Genomic DNA, 15,227 nt, shown 5'->3' with positions numbered 1-15,227 from the left:
CGGTGGAGGCGGTGGCGGCGACTAGCTCCACAATCTTGATCAAGCGCAATACGCTATTTTAGAGCCGTTCTAGGCTGATTGCCGGCCAGTTTGGAATAGCTTCAAATACCGGTTTTTCCTTTTGCATCCGGCCGGCCTGTTAAATATCGATGATGGCGCATCACCGAAGGGCCTGCCGCTTCCATGATCGTTTGTTCCTGTAACGTGCTGAGCGATGACGATATCCGCGCCGCCGTCGCCGAGTCCGACGACGCCGTGCGCCATGCTAAGCAGGTCTATGGATGTCTCGGCTGTAGCGCCGAATGCGGCCGCTGTGCCCGCACTATCAAAACCATCATCGACGAAGCGCTTGGCCCCTGCGCCCAGTCTTGCTGCGCCGGCTGTCCCCACGGCCACACCGTCGCCGCCAATGACGAGACGGCCGAACCCGCCCAGTTCGCCCTCGCCGCCTGCTGAAGACTTCCGCATCCTCGGCTGAGCTTTTCCCCGGCTGCGTCCGCCTAGCTGGTTGCCGACGCACGCAAACTCATTTAGAAGCATTCTAAATTTGGATTAGGGCCGATTTGGACTGCAAGAGCTGGAGTGAACCATGCAGGGCGATGCGAAGGTCATCGACTATCTCAACAAGGCACTGCGTCACGAACTGACTGCGATCAATCAGTACTGGCTGCACTATCGCTTCCTCGACAATTGGGGCCTCTTGGACATGGCCAAGGTCTGGCGCAAGGAGTCCATTGAGGAGATGGAGCATGCCGACAAGCTCACCGCGCGGATCCTGTTCCTCGATGGCTTTCCGAACATGCAGGTGCTCGACCCCCTGCGCATCGGCCAGAACGTCAAGGAGATCATCGAATGCGATCTCGCCGCCGAGATGAGCGCGCGTGCGCTCTACCAGGAAGCGGCGACCTACTGCCACGGCGCCAAGGACTACGTCACGCGCGACCTGTTCGAGAAGCTGATGAGTGACGAGGAGCACCACATCGACTTCCTCGAAACCCAGCTCGATCTGATCGGTCGCATCGGCCTTGAGCTCTACACCCAGAAGCACGTCGGCGGGCTCGAGGGCGAGGGGCATTAAGCTCCGCCCACCTCTCTCCATATTGTTATGGCCGGGCTCGACCCGGCCATCCACGTGTTGCTTCCACAACAAAGACTTGGATGCCCGGGACAAGTCCGGACATGGCGGCGAGCCCAAGTGGCGAACGCGTCGCCTACAACTGCGTCTTGTAGCGCTCTTCCACGATCTTCTGGCTTTCGGGTTCGCCCAAGCCCGTCTGGTCGTGAATGACCTCGACGATGCTCGGCATCACCGAGCGCTGCACCTTCTCGGATGACCACAGCTTCGCGCGCATCAGCGCCTTGCCGCAGTGGAAATAGACTTCGCTGACCGCGACGTTCAGCACCGCACGCGGCGGTTTGCCGAACTCCACCATCGCGGCGAGCAGATCCGGATCGGCCGACAGCGTGCCGCGTCCGCCGACGCGTAGCGTCTCGTCGATCCCCGGCACGAAGAACAGCAGCTGTACGAATCCCGAGCCCTCGACGACGTTGCGAAAACTGTCGATGCGGTTGTTGCCGGAGCGGTCAGGCATCAACAGCTGGTTGGGACCGGCGACGTGGACGAAGCCGATGCCGCCGCCGCGCGGCGAGGCATCGACGCCACCGTCCTCTCCCGAGGTCGCGAGCACGCAGAACGGCGACATCTCGATGAACTTCTTCGCATGCGCATCGATCGCCGGACGCGCTTTCGCGATCACCCTGGGGCTCGGTTCGGCATAGATGATGGCAAGGTCTTCGGCGCAAAGATTGGTCAACCGGCGTGCCTCCGTATCAGCTTGTCCTGAAGCTAGCCGATCAGGCGCCTTCAGCCAACGAAATCCAGCGTGCTAGACTGCATCCGCCGGCACGAAGCAACTGATGATGATGGCGCCACGATGGTGGACGTACCATACCACGGCCTGGCCGACCGGGTTGCCGCGATCGCGGATGATGGCACGCTCGGGCACTTCCATCCATTGTCTCTCGATCGGCACCCAATAGACGCCGCCGCGCACGTCGTATTCGGTGCGATGGCCATCGGAGATGTCGCAACAGGGCACGCCGTTCGGCGCGATCACGCTCTTGAACCAGGCGCGGATGTCGGGCGGGACGTGGTCGTATTGGCCGTTGTCGAACGCGAATGCGGCGTTCGTCAGCGCGGTCAGCCAAACGCACAGTGCGAGCCTGTGCATGCGATCCTCCTCATCGCGTATCGTGCCATTGGCGCGCGATTGTCCCGCGCGTCGATTCGTATCGTTGATGCGATTAAGCCCGAGCCGGCAGCGCAATGCATGCTCAAATAATATGCTGTGCCGGGGCGCCGCACATGATGCGTTGCGAGATGAGACAGTGTGTGGCGGTGCGCACCCATGGAGTTGATCAGCGTGTCGCGATGGAACGTCGCAGAAGCGCGAAAGCGGATGTAGGATTTCGGCCCAGACCTTCGTCTTCAAGAAAACGTCGGGAGAGAGTGTATGTGCCGCAACATCAAGACGCTGTTCAACTTCGAGCCGCCGGCGACGGAGGACGAGATCCACGCCAGTGCGCTGCAGTTCGTGCGAAAGCTGTCCGGTTTCAACAAGCCGTCGCTGTCCAACGAGGCGGCGTTCGAGCGTGCGGTGGCGGAGGTCGCGGAGGCGGCACGAAAGCTCCTGACGTCGCTGCATACCCATGCGCCGGCGCGCGACCGTGAGATCGAGGCGGAAAAGGCGCGAGAGCGTTCGCGACTGCGCTTCGGCTCGTGAGCTTGAACTGCGCGCTCCGTGATCTGGCTCACGGTATCTGTTGCCTCAGCTTGCGATGGTGTCGGCCGGGGTTTTGATCGCCCGGAGCACGACCATGAGCCGCCCCCTTCTTCCCCTGAAAGCAGGTGCCATCGTCTTCACGCTGCTATGGACCGCGTGGATGATGTGGTGGAGCGGTTCGTTCTCAAGCGCGAACATGGTCATCCTCGCCCTCTGCGGCGCGGCGGTCGGCTATCTCTGGTATCGCGCCATGCGCTGGCAGTTCGAACGCATGGGTATGTTGCCGCGGCGCGAGGATCGGCCGAAATAGACTCGTCTTCTAGGCCTTGTGGCCGTGCTTTTTCTTTTTCTTTTTCCTCTTGTCGTCGCCGTCATCGCTCTCGTCCTCGACGATTGCCTCGTCAGGCTCCTGGACGGCGGCTTCGAGCGCTTCGCGCTCAGCGGCTTCGCGCTCGCGCTGACGGCGGCGTTCGTCCCAGGCGTCGAAAAGTTGGTCGAGCCACGGCAGCACTTGCTCGATCGACGGCAATTGGCCGGGCGGACCCGGTTCGCCGCGCGGGCCTTGCGGCCCCGCCGGTCCCTGAGGTCCGGCAGGTCCCGGCGCGCCGGCTGCCCCGCGTGGGCCGGCTTCGCCCTGCTTGCCTTGCGGACCGGGCTTGCCGGGCGGGCCGGCCTTTCCGAGCGGCCCCGGCTTGCCCTGCGGTCCCGGCTTGCCGCGCGCCCCGTCCGGGCCGCGCCGGCCCGGATGACCCTGCGGCCCCGGTCGTCCCGGCTCGCCTTGCCGCCCGCGCGGACCCTGAGGTCCCTGCCGTCGTCCCTGATCGTCTGCCACGCCGCCGCTCCCTTCACCCGAAGCAAGCTACTTAGCGGCGTTTGACGACAGCGGCAATTCCGCCCGCGCATCGTGTCAGGCTTGATCAACATCTCGGTCGCGATGATCGCGCTTGCGGTCATCGCCGGCATGTATCTGCGGCACGAGTTGCACCGCTTGTCGCGGTGCGCGTCGTCGCGGGCGGACTGATGTCACCCGTCAGTCCTGATAGGCAGGCACCTCGATGCCGGAGGCGGCATAGAGCCTGATCTTGTTGCGCAGCGTGCGCACCGACAGGCCGAGCACGCGCGCTGCACGCGTGCGGTTTCCGTCGCAGCGTGCGAGCGTCTGGAGCACGAGCTCACGCTCGACCTCGTCGACCGTGGCGCCGATCAGCATCGGAACGATCTGATTAGGGGCTAGGAATTGCGCGCCCGGTTCGGACGCAGCGACATGAACAGTGGTCATCAATATACTCCCCGACCAACGCCCGCTTCCATCATTGGAAGCGGATCGAGAACCAACGACCCCAAGCCGTAATTTCACGGTGGTCCTGTTTGGTTAATGAAAGGTTAATCGGGAGCGAACCCACCAATTGACCCCGGGAATGCCGCGAAGCCGCCGCGATTGGCCGCAGGATGCATCGCGATGCGGGCCTATCTCGCGCGACGCGCGCATCATGTCTGGATCCTCCGCTGTCATGCGCCGCCACCGGCGCGAGGCGGGCGATGACACTTCCGGACTATGCGTCCTCACACCGTCCGATACCCGCCGTCCACCATCACGATCGTTCCGGTGACATAGGCCGACAGGTCCGACGCCAGGAAGATCGCGGGTCCGACGATGTCCTCGGGCTTGCCGGTGCGCGCCAGCGGGGTGTGATCGAGGAAGGCCTGCACCAGGGCCGGATTGGTGGCGCGCACATTGGCGTTGATGTTGGTCTCGATGAAGCCGGGACCGATCGCGTTGACGCGCACGCCTTCCTTGCCGAGCTCGGCGGCGAGCGCCTTGGTGAAGCCGAGCACACCGTGTTTCGAGGTCGTGTAGGCCGCCGAGCTCGGCGTGCGCAGATGCACGAAGGACTGGATCGAGCCGATGTTGACGATGCGGCCTTTGCTCGCGCGCAACGGCGCGAGGAACGCCTGTGTCATGTTGAACACGCCGTTGAGGTTGAGCGAGATGATGTCGTTCCAGTCCTTCGCCACCGTCTCGGTCTCGGCGGTGAAGGCGTTGCGGCGGGTGATGCCGGCATTGTTGACGAGGATCGAGACCTGTCCGACCTTGTCCGCAACCTGCTTGGCCAGGGCGAAGCAGTCCTCGCGCCTGACAACGTCGAGCGCAAAGCTCTCGGCCTTGCCGCCCGCCTGCCGGATCTCCTGAGCCGCCTCTGCCACCGTCTCGGCGTTGACGTCGAGCAGCACGACCTGCGCCCCCTCCCGCGCGTAGCCGGCCGCGATCGCCCGGCCGATGCCGGAGCCGGCACCCGTGACGACGGCGATGTGGTTTGCGAGCAATGCCATGACATAGTCCTCCCGGCTTCTTTTCGAAGTTTCACGAAAAGCTAACGCGAAATTAAGGGGTCGGAAACGGCGGCCTTGGCATACTGATCCTGATTGCTAAACGTTGCGCGCATGATGGAACGGCTGGACTCCTGGAAACTCGCTCTCGAACGGCTGCGGTCGGCGCACGCGCCCGATTGGGCCGAGGCGGGCCGGCTTCTGGCCGAGATCGTGCGGATGAGCAGCGACGTCACGCTGCGCCATGCCGCCGAGCAGGCGCTGCCGGTGCTGCGCCATGCCGCGGACAATGACGATCACGGCGTGACGCTGGCGGCCCAGCGCCGTCTCGGCGTGGTGCTCGAGGTCGTGCACGATCTGACCGCCCCGCGCTTCGGCCGTCGCAACGCCATGCCGAAACAGCTGTCCCGCGAGGAGCGCGCCCGCAAGGTGCTCGGCCTGCCGCTCGCGGTGCAGCTCACCTGCGAGGACATCAACCAGGCCTATCGCCGCGCCGCCAAGGGCATGCATCCCGACGGGGGCGGCAGCGCGCAAGGCTTCATCGACCTCGCCGCCGCGCGCGATCTCCTGATCCATCCCGGCGCGCACAAGGACGCGTGAGGGCGTATCAGCTCTCGTTCACCCGGCACGAAAAAGCCGGGCAGGGACCTGGCGTCCTTGCCCGGCTCCAGGTCCGCAGACCGAATTGTTACCAGGTGCAGTGGCCGGCCTTCAGCGCCGCGTCCTTCAGCGTAAGGGCGTCGATGAAGGTCGGCACGCTCTCGCTGGCGCGGTGATAGCCGGCCGGCCAGGGCGTGGTCGGGATGCTCTCGTCCCAGATCTGGCAGAAGCCGGTGTCCTGCCAGCGGATCAGGTGATAGCTGGCTTCGGCAGGGCTCGCGGCGACGAAGGCCGTGGCGGCAAGACCGGCGGCAGCGCACAGCATGGAAATACGACGCATGATCAGCTCCTCAAATGAAAATCGTGATGCGCCTGCCGACAATGACGGGAGGGGGGCACGGGACGCCTTGGGGGATGCGCCCCGGACAAGATGTGAGTAGTTCCGCCGGCCGGTCAGGTTCAAAAGAGCCGCTGCGGGAAATGCGCGGTCCAGGCTGGAACGGAATAGCTTCTGCAAAAGAGAAGGGCGGACCGTTCGCGCGGTCCGCCCCCATGAAAACTCATCCGTCTACGCGATCCGTCGCGTCGGGCTCAGAGCGTGCAGCGGCGCTCGGCCCGCATCTTGATCTGGACGTCGGACGCTTCCTGGAAGGTCGGGAAAGGCTTGCTGACGACCTTGTAGGTCGACGCGCCGATCTGGAACGGCTTGTACTTGAGGTCCTCGTTCCAGACCTGGCAGATGCCCGTGTTGTCCCAGCGGATCACGTAATAGCCGACCGCCGCCGAGGCCGGCACGGCGAACACGGAACTGGCGATGCCGGCAACGGCACAGAGGGCGAGAACGCGACTCATGAAATATCTCCTTGTGGGGGACGTGGGGGACTTCGAAAATTCGTGCGGTAAAAGCAGGTTCTTTGCAAGCGGGGGAGCAGCCGCTCACGGACATGTCAGATGCAACCGCGCATTTGGTTTGGCCGCGTGCCCGCCAAGCCACACGCTCACTTCGAAAGCGACGCCACCGCCTCGATCTCGATCAGCATCTTCGGATCGGGTAGCGCCTGCACCACGCAGGTCGTGCGCGCAGGATAGGGCGGCGGGCCGAAGGCGCCGGCATAGAGCGCGTTCATGGCGGCGACGTCGGCGGCGCGGGTCAGGAGCACGTTGACCTTGACGAGGTCGCGCATGCCGGCGCCGGCCTCCGCCAGCACGCGCCTGATGTTGACGACGACGTTGGCGAACTGGGCCTCGAAACCGTCGGGCAGCGCGCCATTGGCATCGAAGCCGGGAATGCCCGAGACGAACAGGAGATCGCCGACCCGCGTCGCAAAGGACAGCGGCGGCGCCTTGACGTGCGGCGGGGGCGCGAAATGCTGGATCGGCATGGGGTCACCTCGAGGGTCGCTGAGGCATCAGCGTAGCGGCAGGCGCGGCGCGCTCCAAACAAAAAGTTGGAAAACAACCCCATGCACAGTAGACGCCGCACGGAAATCATTGATGTTTTCCAGAATTCGCGAAAGGCGAAGCCCCCGCTTGCTCCGTCGGGCAAAACAGGGGCATAATGGCATGATGGCGAGAGTGCTTCGTGGTTCGCCTCTTCCCGTGTGCGGGGCAATCGCGGAAGCGGGATCCCTGCGGCCATCCTTCGAGACGCCCGCTTTGGGCGGGCTCCTCAGGATGAGGGCGGAGTGCGCGACAGCAGTTTCAGCGGGGACCGGCGCCAATGAGCCTCATCCTGAGAAGACCGCTGCAAGCGGTCGTCTCGAAGGACGAGGCGCTTGCTCTGACCGCGAAGAGCACACCGTGCTCGCGGCGAGCGCCGATGTCCGCCATACGCAGCACTTCAATCATGTTGCCGCCGCGATCCATCGGATAGATTCGCTGCGTCTGATTCGAATCCTGCCTTGAAAAATAGCCCCCCGGAGACACCCATGAAGCTCGCATCCACCCTTCGCGCCGCGCTGGTCGCCATCGCGGCCCTGGCCGGCCTCTCGACCGCCGCGCGGGCCGACAGCGGCTTCGTGACGCTGACGATCTACAAGGCGGGGTGGATCATCGGCGGCTCGGGCGGGAGCGGCGTGCTGAACTTCCGCGGCCGCTCCTATGCGCTCTCCACCGGCGGCCTCGACTACGGCCTCGTGTTCGGCGGCTCCAAGACCGTGCTGCGTGGCCGCGTCTCCAACATCAACCGCCCCTCGGACGTCGCCGGCGTCTACGGCGCGGCCGGGGCCGGCCTCGCCGTCGGCCGCGGCGCCCGCGCCATCGTGCTGAGCAACCAGAAGGGCGCGGTGCTGGAGCTGACGGGACACCAGGTCGGCTTGATGGCGAATGCCGATCTCAGCGGGCTCGCGATCACGATGCGGTAGAAGAGGTCCTACGAGACTGCGGACTTCGCGCTCACCATCGCATCAATCCGCTCGCAATGCGCGACGAGATTTTCGTGCGCATCGACGAAGGCCTTCAGCGGCGTCGGGATCGGAAAATAGTAGATGTTGGCGACGAAGCCGTAGATTCCGGCATCGACGCTGGTCGGCGCCGCGCCGTGGACGAAGCCCGCGGCCGGCACGATCTCCGCCAGCACCTGCAGATCGGCAAGCCCCCGCGCATAGGCCTGCTCGGGCGTGTAGCGGCCGATGCCCTGGTAGTGATAGCGCTGCGCGTTGTAGGCCTTCGCCTTCTCGAAGCCGGCGGCGTCGATCTGCGGATGCTGCGCGATGAAGCCGTCGCGGAACGCGGGATAGAAGCGCTCGTCCTTCCAGCGCGAATAGGACATCACCCAGTAGAGATCGTCCAGCATGCGCGTAATGAGGTGATTGGTGCGGCGCTGCTCCGCGGACAATGCGGCGTCGATGGTCAGGCGGTACTTCGCGATCGTGTACGCGATGATGGTCTCGCTGTCGCCGATGGTCTCACCGTTGTCGACGATGTAAGGCAGCTGCCCGCGCGGCGCGGCGGAGGCATCGAAGATGTGCTGCTGCGCGAACGGCACACCCGCGAGCTTCAGGAAGGCATAGACCTTGAGGCCGTAGCCGTTGTTGTCGGCGACGCCGAAGAGCTCGGGATAGGAGTAGAGGGTCAGCATCGGCGGGCTCCTCCGTGTGGGGGAGCCAGAATGCAGGGGGTCCGAAATGGATGCAATGGCGGCCCGGAGCCCCATGAGCGGAAAGCGACATGCCGGTTGCCTGCCGGCCCCGGACATCGCTTGCGCTCATCCGGGCTATGAACGCGACGCAGTGGTGAACACCGCCAACTGTGCCTCGAATGCACGCTTGAAGGCCGGCCGCGCCTCGCCGCGGGCGACGTAGGCGGCGATGTCAGGGTACTCGTCGAGCAGGCCTGACGTGTTCAACCGCCGCAGCACCGTCACCATCATGAGATCGCCGGCGCTGAAGGCGCCGTCCAGCCAGTCGGCTTTGCCGAGGCGGCGGGACAATTCGCCGAGCCTGATACGGACGCGATCCTGCAAGCTGGGCAGCCGCTCGGCGTACCAGCTCCTATCGCGTTCGAGCAGCATCGCCATGCCGAGTTCGACGATCGGCGGCTCCACCGTACTCAGCGCGGCGAACATCCAGGCGATCGCGCGAGCGCGCGCGTTGGCGTCCTTCGGCAGCAAGCCATCATGGCGCTCGGCGATGTGGAGCACGATCGCGCCGGATTCGAACAGGGCGAGGTCACCATCCTCATAGGTCGGGATCTGCCCGAATGGATGCAGCGCACGATGCGCGGGCTGTTTCATCGCGACGAACGAGACGAGGCGAACGTCGTAGGGCTGGCCGACCTCCTCCAGCGCCCAGCGCACCCGCATGTCGCGCGCGTGGCCCTTGCCGCGGTCGGGGGAGGATTCGAAGGCGGTGATGGTGGGAGGCATCTGGGGGGCTCCATGTGGTCGCGCCTGGTCCAGAGGACGAATGGGCTGCGCGGATTCCGACAACGTTCCTTTTTATACGCGTGCCGCCAAACCAACGGTGTCGTCCCGGCGAACGCCGGGACCCATACCGCGTGATCTACCTGTTGCGGTTGGTCGTAGCACCGAAACGCCGAGCCTCCGCCAAACTACTCCGGGGGGTTATGGGTCCCCGCGTTCGCGGGGACGACAGCGGAATGTGACGCGCTATCGTTCGCTGAACCTACGCGGCGATCCACGCCGCCAGCTCCCGCCACGGCTCCAGCGTCCAATGCCCGGACGCCGCACCTGACGGCGAGGGCAGCACGAACATCTCCGGCAGGCTTGCGTCCCGCGCCTGCCGCCCCAGCGCAATCGCGGCTGACGGCCTGCCATAGAACAAACTTGCCGCCTTCTTGCTCGTGAACGCGATCGTCCGCGGCCGGTACGTTTCGATCTTCGCCCTGAACCCCGGCACATCGATCGTCTCCGCCGCGATCTGGTGATCCATTCCGGCGCTGGTCTTGCAGAGATCGGTGAAGCCGATCCCGAGCGCGATCAGCGACGCAAACTCACTCGGCTGATAGCGTCGCGGCGTGATCCCGGCCTCGTGGATCGCGCGCCAGAAGCGGTTGCCGGGATGGGCGTAGTAATGCCCAAGCTCAGCCGAGCGCGTCGAGGCGGCGGTGCCGACGAAGACGAGGCGGAGATTGGGGCGGAGGAGATCGGGGAGGCGGTGAGGCAAATCAAGCTTATACCGGCAGAGTTGGATCAAGTCGAAAATTGAATGTTAAGACAGAAGCGGCATGGACCCAAACTCAGCTCGCTAGCAACGCTCCATGTTGCGGCTGCTAACTCAACCAAGGATAGCAATATTTGCCTGGATCGTCGCCGTATAGTATCAATCGCAATGCAATTGACGGTATCTGAACAGGTGGTCAGCAAGCATTTGGGGGTGCTGATTTATGATAGCGGAAGCCTTTAAGCAGAGAAGGTCGCTCTATCAAAGTCTTTCTGAATGCGTGCCGCCGTTGCTGAGAAAACTTGCAGCAGATAGTGGTATCGATGTTGCTTTGATAGAGCAGCGGGTAAAAGAGCAGGAAAGCTTAGAAAGAAAAATTGCTCGTCCCGATAAAGTCGGTAAGTATCGAAATTTGAGCGATATAACCGATCTCTGTGGCATTAGGGTTGTGCTTTATACGAACGAAGACTGCAGAGTGCTTACTGCAGCCATAGCTCAAAATTTTGAAATTGATTCTGCTAACTCTATCGTCAAGGGCGCGGATTACGCCGAAGATCGATTTGGATATTCGTCGACACATCTCATTGCCTCGCTTCCTGACGCTCGGCTATCGCTGTTTGAGTATCGACACCTTGCCGGGCTTAAAATGGAGATTCAGATTCGCACGGTCCTTCAACATGCTTGGGCTGTGCTCGATTGGAAGCTGCGCTACAAGACTGAAAAGGAGGTACCTAAGGAGCTTCGTCGGAAGCTATTTCGTATTAGCGCCTTGCTTGAAGCCGCTGACGAAGCATTCTCCGAGGTTAAGTCCTTGAGCGCAGATTTGCGCGCCGAGTACAAAAGTGAAATTAGTCGAGGGAAGCTCGAGATATCCGTCAACAGGGATTCACTGGAAGCGTTCTTGCAGCAGTCCGAGACTGTACACGCTGTAGTCAATCGATGCATCGAACGCGGCATTAGCATCGACCTGGATGTAGACAGGCCCGACACTGCATTCGACTACCTAATATCCTCGCTTGCAGCGAGTGGCATCCATAACTTGAGTCAGTTTGAAGAGCGGCTACGAAATGTGTCAGAATCGAATATCGATGATCTGCAGGCCATCAACAGTCGAGGCGCATTTGGTTTTGGAATATTCACACCGCTCCGCGTGTTAATGATTTCCCAGCTGGATGCTGAGAATCGGCGCCGTGTTGTAGACAGGGTGCCGTCAGGCGGAGCTGTTGGGAATGCGGAGAGAGCGCACTTCTGTGGCGAGGACTAGGCGGCGAAATTTCACAAAAGAATGTGGGCGCTGAACGGCGATTATCTGAAGATCGGGCGTTAGCCCGATCTTCGTTCTGCGATAACGGAGCTACCTCACCTCGGCGCTCACAACACCCGATTGCTCTCCTTCACCTTCTCCGCATCCAGATACAAGCTCTCGCCCATCTCCTTGAACTTCGCGCTCATCCTGGCCATGCCGTCCTCGGCGGTGCCCTGCATCGACATCCCCACGCTGTTCGGATCGTTCAGCGTCGCCGCGTAGTCGCGCACGTCCTGCGTGATCTTCATCGAGCAGAATTTCGGGCCGCACATCGAGCAGAAATGCGCGACCTTGTGGGCTTCCTTCGGCAGGGTCTCGTCGTGGAAGCTCTTCGCGGTATCAGGATCGAGGCCGAGGTTGAACTGGTCGGTCCAGCGGAATTCGAACCGGGCGCGGGAGAGGGCGTCGTCGCGCAGTTGCGCGGCGGGGTGGCCCTTGGCGAGGTCGGCGGCGTGGGCGGCGATCTTGTAGGTGATGACGCCGGTCTTGACGTCGTTGCGGTCGGGCAGGCCGAGATGCTCCTTCGGCGTGACGTAGCAGAGCATGGCACAGCCGAACCAGCCGATCATGGCGGCGCCGATGCCCGAGGTGATGTGGTCATAGCCAGGCGCGATGTCGGTGGTCAGCGGCCCGAGCGTGTAGAACGGCGCTTCGCCGCACTCCTTCAGCTGCTTGTCCATGTTGATCTTGATCTTGTGCATCGGCACGTGGCCGGGGCCCTCGATCATGACCTGGCAGCCCTTGTCCCACGCGATCTTGGTCAGCTCGCCGAGCGTCTCCAGCTCGGCGAATTGCGCGCGGTCGTTGGCGTCGGCGATCGAGCCCGGGCGCAGGCCGTCGCCGAGCGAGAACGAGACGTCATACTTGCGCATGAGGTCGCAGATCTCGTCGAAATGCGTGTAGAGGAAACTCTCCTTGTGATGCGCGAGGCACCACTTCGCCATGATCGAGCCGCCTCTGGAGACGATGCCGGTCACGCGGCTGGCGGTGAGGTGGATGTATTGCAGGCGCACGCCGGCGTGGATGGTGAAATAGTCGACGCCCTGCTCGCACTGCTCGATCAGGGTGTCCTTGTAGAGCTCCCAGGTCAGCTTGACGGGATCGCCGTTGCACTTCTCCAGCGCCTGATAAATGGGAACGGTGCCAATCGGCACCGGCGCATTGCGCAGGATCCACTCACGTGTGGTGTGGATGTTGCGGCCCGTCGAGAGGTCCATCACGGTGTCGGCGCCCCAGCGGATCGCCCACACCATCTTCTCGACCTCCTCCTCGACCGACGAGGTCACGGCGGAGTTGCCGATATTGGCGTTGATCTTGGTCAGGAAGTTGCGGCCGATGATCATCGGCTCGAGCTCGGAGTGGTTGATGTTGGAGGGGATGATGGCGCGGCCGCGGGCGATCTCGTCGCGCACGAACTCCGGCGTGATGAAGGCGGGCACCGAGGCGCCGAAGCTCTCGCCGTCGGCGAGGGCTGCTTCCGCACGTTCGAGCTGTGCCTTTCGGCCAAGGTTCTCGCGCGCGGCGACGTAGATCATCTCCTTGGTGATGATGCCGGCGCGAGCGAATTCGAGCTGGGTGATCTTGTGGCCGTCGAGGCCGCGTAAGGGTTTGTGATAGGCCGAGAAGGCGCGTGCGGCCTTGTCGGTGGACAGGTTGCCATTGTCCTCGGGCTTGATCTGCCGGCCCTCATATTCCTCGACGCCGCCGCGCTCCAGCACCCATTGCTTGCGGTTGCGCGGCAGGCCGGCGTTGACGTCGATGGTGACATCAGGGTCGGTGTAGGGGCCCGAGGTGTCGTAGACCGGCAGGTTCGGTTCGCCCGCGCCTTCGGACAGGATGATCTCGCGCAGCGGCACGCGCAGATCGGGCGCGGCGTCGGGGGTAGCGAAGATCTTGCGCGAGGAGGGCAGCGGGCCGGTGGTGACGGCGGGGACGGTCTGTTGCGGGTTGGAGCGGATGTTCATGGGATCCTCCGGTTTAATTCGTTTGCATTGGCGCCGAGACGACGCTGGTGAATTCTCGCTCCGTCATTGCGAGCGCAGCGAAGCAATCCAGAAATGCATCCGCGGAAGCAGTCTGGATTGCTTCGTCGCAAGGGCTCCTCGCAATGACGAGTGGAGGGAGTGGGGCGATCATCATGCCGCCTCCTTCGAACCGTCGAGCCATTGCCGCACGCGAGCATCGGGGTCGGCGTTCTGGGTGACGTCGGAAACGACGGCGATCGAATCCGCGCCGGCGGCAAAGATCTCTGCGGCGTGCTCGAACTTGATGCCGCCGATCGCGACCAGCGGAATGGTGCCGATGCGCTTCTTCCATTCCGTGATTTTTGGAATGCCCTGCGGCTCGAAACGCATCGATTTGAGCGTGGTGAAGAAGATCGGGCCGAGCGCGACGTAGTCGGGCTGGGCTTCGAGCGCGGTCGCAAGCTCGTCGTCGTCATGGGTGGAGATTCCGAGCTTGAGGCCGGCCTCGCGGATCGCCTTGAGGTCGGCCTCAGCCAGATCCTCCTGGCCGAGATGCAGATATTCTGCGCCGGCGACGACCGCCGCGCGCCAATAGTCGTTCACCACCAGCTTGGCCTGCGTGCCCTTCGTGATCGCCAGCGCGTCGGAGACGATTTGAAGCGCCTGCGAGTCGTCGAGCTCCTTCGCGCGCAGCTGGATGGTGCCGACGCCGAGCTTTGTCAGGCGCTCGACCCATTGGAGGCTGTCGACGACGGGATAAAAGCGATCAGGAAACGGCATGCCAGAACGGGGTCCCAACGACAGGAGTGGAGGGGGAGGCGAAATCGCGGGCGTTCATCAGCCCGGCTTCATAAGCGGTGCGGCCGGCGTCACAGCCGAGGCGGAAGGCATTGGCCATCGCGACGGGATCGGCGGCTTTGGCGATGGCGGTGTTGAGCAGCACGGCGTCGTAGCCGAGCTCCAGCGCATGCGCCGCGTGGGAGGGAGCGCCGAGACCCGCGTCGACCACCAGCGTGATATCAGGCAGCCGCTCGCGCAAAAGCTTCAGCGCATCGCGGTTGGTGATGCCTTTCGCGCTGCCGATCGGCGCGGCCCACGGCATCACCACTTTGCACCCCGTTTCAACCAGGCGGTTCGCCACCGAGAGATCCTCGGTGCAATAGGGGAACACCTCGAAACCGTCCTTGATCAGGATGCTTGCGGCTTCGACCAGGCCGACGACATCGGGCTGCAGCGTGTCGTTGTCGGCGATGACTTCGAGCTTGATCCAGTTCGTGCCGAACAGCTCGCGTGCCAGCTTGGCCGTCGTCACGGCCTCGCGCACGGTGCGGCAGCCGGCGGTGTTCGGCAGCACGGTGACGTCGAGCTCGCGGATCAGCTTCCAGAACGCATCGCCGGTCTTGCCGCCGGCGGATTCGCGCCGCAGCGATACCGTAACGATGCTGGCGCCGGAGGCGCGAATCGCTTCCTGCATGATCGCGGGCGAAGGGTAGAGCGCGCTGCCGATCAGGAGGCGCGAGGCGAAGGTCTTGCCGTAGAAGGTCACCATGTTGAAGTCCCCGTCATTCCGGACGGGCCGCGGTACGCGGGCCGATCCGGAATCTCGAAGTTGTGGCGCGAGATT

General features: G+C 63.4%; 21 protein-coding genes. 7 read left to right on the top strand and 14 right to left on the bottom strand.

Annotation, left to right across the window (positions count from 1 at the left end):
* Positions 1-183: 183 nt before the first annotated feature.
* Together EHH60_RS14270 and bfr are read left to right on the top strand one after the other, a co-directional pair.
* A complete protein-coding gene (locus EHH60_RS14270; protein ID WP_124160078.1) occupies positions 184-456 on the top strand; it encodes a (2Fe-2S)-binding protein in 273 nt (90 codons plus the stop codon).
* Between the two features lie 133 nt (positions 457-589).
* On the top strand, positions 590-1,078 hold the full coding sequence (gene bfr, locus EHH60_RS14265) for a bacterioferritin (protein ID WP_024339472.1): 489 nt from the start codon (positions 590-592) through the stop codon (positions 1,076-1,078).
* Between the two features lie 133 nt (positions 1,079-1,211).
* Here the strand turns inward: bfr and EHH60_RS14260 are convergent, their stop codons facing one another.
* Together EHH60_RS14260 and EHH60_RS14255 are read right to left on the bottom strand one after the other, a co-directional pair.
* The gene (locus EHH60_RS14260) at positions 1,212-1,814 is read right to left on the bottom strand and encodes an MSMEG_1061 family FMN-dependent PPOX-type flavoprotein (RefSeq protein WP_124160077.1); all 603 of its coding nucleotides are present in this window, start codon (positions 1,812-1,814) and stop codon (positions 1,212-1,214) included.
* A gap of 72 nt (positions 1,815-1,886) precedes the next feature.
* Positions 1,887-2,231 (bottom strand): hypothetical protein, encoded by a 345-nt coding sequence (locus EHH60_RS14255; RefSeq protein WP_124160076.1) that lies wholly within the window; start codon positions 2,229-2,231, stop codon positions 1,887-1,889.
* 282 nt (positions 2,232-2,513) lie between these two features.
* Here EHH60_RS14255 and EHH60_RS14250 point away from each other — a divergent pair, with 282 nt between their 5' ends.
* Both EHH60_RS14250 and EHH60_RS14245 read left to right on the top strand, forming a co-directional pair.
* Positions 2,514-2,783: a DUF2277 domain-containing protein gene (locus EHH60_RS14250; RefSeq protein WP_124160075.1), complete on the top strand. Its 270-nt coding sequence runs from the start codon at positions 2,514-2,516 to the stop codon at positions 2,781-2,783.
* Between the two features lie 94 nt (positions 2,784-2,877).
* Positions 2,878-3,093: a hypothetical protein gene (locus tag EHH60_RS14245; RefSeq protein WP_124160074.1), complete on the top strand. Its 216-nt coding sequence runs from the start codon at positions 2,878-2,880 to the stop codon at positions 3,091-3,093.
* Between the two features lie 9 nt (positions 3,094-3,102).
* On the opposite strand, the gene EHH60_RS14240 is transcribed toward EHH60_RS14245, so the two are convergent.
* The 3 genes from EHH60_RS14240 to EHH60_RS14230 all read right to left on the bottom strand — a co-directional run bounded on the left by EHH60_RS14240 (position 3,103) and on the right by EHH60_RS14230 (position 5,114).
* Positions 3,103-3,615 carry a collagen-like domain-containing protein gene (locus EHH60_RS14240; protein ID WP_124160073.1) on the bottom strand — a complete coding sequence of 171 codons (513 nt, stop codon included), beginning with the start codon at positions 3,613-3,615 and terminating at the stop codon, positions 3,103-3,105.
* Positions 3,616-3,813: 198 nt separating this feature from the next.
* Positions 3,814-4,062 (bottom strand): helix-turn-helix domain-containing protein, encoded by a 249-nt coding sequence (locus tag EHH60_RS14235; protein ID WP_061879477.1) that lies wholly within the window; start codon positions 4,060-4,062, stop codon positions 3,814-3,816.
* A gap of 284 nt (positions 4,063-4,346) precedes the next feature.
* Positions 4,347-5,114: an SDR family NAD(P)-dependent oxidoreductase gene (locus EHH60_RS14230; RefSeq protein WP_124160072.1), complete on the bottom strand. Its 768-nt coding sequence runs from the start codon at positions 5,112-5,114 to the stop codon at positions 4,347-4,349.
* 111 nt (positions 5,115-5,225) lie between these two features.
* Between EHH60_RS14230 and EHH60_RS14225 the strand changes: the two genes are divergently transcribed.
* Positions 5,226-5,711, top strand: a complete 486-nt coding sequence (locus EHH60_RS14225; protein WP_124160071.1) for a J domain-containing protein — start codon at positions 5,226-5,228, stop codon at positions 5,709-5,711.
* Positions 5,712-5,799: 88 nt separating this feature from the next.
* Here the strand turns inward: EHH60_RS14225 and EHH60_RS14220 are convergent, their stop codons facing one another.
* From EHH60_RS14220 to EHH60_RS14210, 3 genes are all read right to left on the bottom strand, one after another.
* The gene (locus EHH60_RS14220; protein WP_124160070.1) at positions 5,800-6,051 is read right to left on the bottom strand and encodes a hypothetical protein; all 252 of its coding nucleotides are present in this window, start codon (positions 6,049-6,051) and stop codon (positions 5,800-5,802) included.
* A 251-nt stretch (positions 6,052-6,302) separates the two neighbouring features.
* Positions 6,303-6,563 (bottom strand): hypothetical protein, encoded by a 261-nt coding sequence (locus EHH60_RS37535; protein WP_199751459.1) that lies wholly within the window; start codon positions 6,561-6,563, stop codon positions 6,303-6,305.
* Positions 6,564-6,709: 146 nt separating this feature from the next.
* On the bottom strand, positions 6,710-7,093 hold the full coding sequence (locus EHH60_RS14210; protein ID WP_124160069.1) for a RidA family protein: 384 nt from the start codon (positions 7,091-7,093) through the stop codon (positions 6,710-6,712).
* 546 nt (positions 7,094-7,639) lie between these two features.
* Between EHH60_RS14210 and EHH60_RS14205 the strand changes: the two genes are divergently transcribed.
* Positions 7,640-8,074 (top strand): hypothetical protein, encoded by a 435-nt coding sequence (locus EHH60_RS14205; RefSeq protein WP_124160068.1) that lies wholly within the window; start codon positions 7,640-7,642, stop codon positions 8,072-8,074.
* Between the two features lie 8 nt (positions 8,075-8,082).
* Here EHH60_RS14205 and EHH60_RS14200 read toward each other — a convergent pair whose 3' ends face one another.
* The 3 genes from EHH60_RS14200 to EHH60_RS14190 all read right to left on the bottom strand — a co-directional run bounded on the left by EHH60_RS14200 (position 8,083) and on the right by EHH60_RS14190 (position 10,336).
* Entirely contained in the window at positions 8,083-8,790 is a 708-nt protein-coding gene (locus EHH60_RS14200) for a glutathione S-transferase family protein (RefSeq protein WP_124160067.1), read from the bottom strand.
* A gap of 135 nt (positions 8,791-8,925) precedes the next feature.
* Entirely contained in the window at positions 8,926-9,576 is a 651-nt protein-coding gene (locus EHH60_RS14195) for a glutathione S-transferase family protein (RefSeq protein ID WP_124160066.1), read from the bottom strand.
* A gap of 259 nt (positions 9,577-9,835) precedes the next feature.
* Positions 9,836-10,336, bottom strand: coding sequence for a mismatch-specific DNA-glycosylase (locus EHH60_RS14190; protein WP_245454490.1), 501 nt, complete (start codon positions 10,334-10,336; stop codon positions 9,836-9,838).
* A gap of 220 nt (positions 10,337-10,556) precedes the next feature.
* Between EHH60_RS14190 and EHH60_RS14185 the strand changes: the two genes are divergently transcribed.
* Positions 10,557-11,597 carry a GTP pyrophosphokinase gene (locus EHH60_RS14185; RefSeq protein ID WP_124160064.1) on the top strand — a complete coding sequence of 347 codons (1,041 nt, stop codon included), beginning with the start codon at positions 10,557-10,559 and terminating at the stop codon, positions 11,595-11,597.
* A gap of 107 nt (positions 11,598-11,704) precedes the next feature.
* Here EHH60_RS14185 and thiC read toward each other — a convergent pair whose 3' ends face one another.
* The 3 genes from thiC to EHH60_RS14170 all read right to left on the bottom strand — a co-directional run bounded on the left by thiC (position 11,705) and on the right by EHH60_RS14170 (position 15,152).
* Complete coding sequence (thiC, locus tag EHH60_RS14180) at positions 11,705-13,603, bottom strand: phosphomethylpyrimidine synthase ThiC (protein WP_124160063.1); 1,899 nt, start codon at positions 13,601-13,603, stop codon at positions 11,705-11,707.
* A 171-nt stretch (positions 13,604-13,774) separates the two neighbouring features.
* Positions 13,775-14,383, bottom strand: coding sequence for a thiamine phosphate synthase (locus EHH60_RS14175; protein WP_124160062.1), 609 nt, complete (start codon positions 14,381-14,383; stop codon positions 13,775-13,777).
* Positions 14,370-15,152, bottom strand: a complete 783-nt coding sequence (locus tag EHH60_RS14170) for a thiazole synthase (protein WP_124160061.1) — start codon at positions 15,150-15,152, stop codon at positions 14,370-14,372. The genes EHH60_RS14175 and EHH60_RS14170 overlap by 14 nt, the downstream gene beginning before the upstream one ends.
* Positions 15,153-15,227 lie beyond the last annotated feature (75 nt).

The organism is Bradyrhizobium sp. RP6 (genome assembly GCF_003837805.1).
Lineage (GTDB): Bacteria > Pseudomonadota > Alphaproteobacteria > Rhizobiales > Xanthobacteraceae > Bradyrhizobium.
The sequence above is the reverse complement of the archived record's forward strand: the minus strand, read 5'-3'. Positions and strand labels throughout refer to the sequence as shown.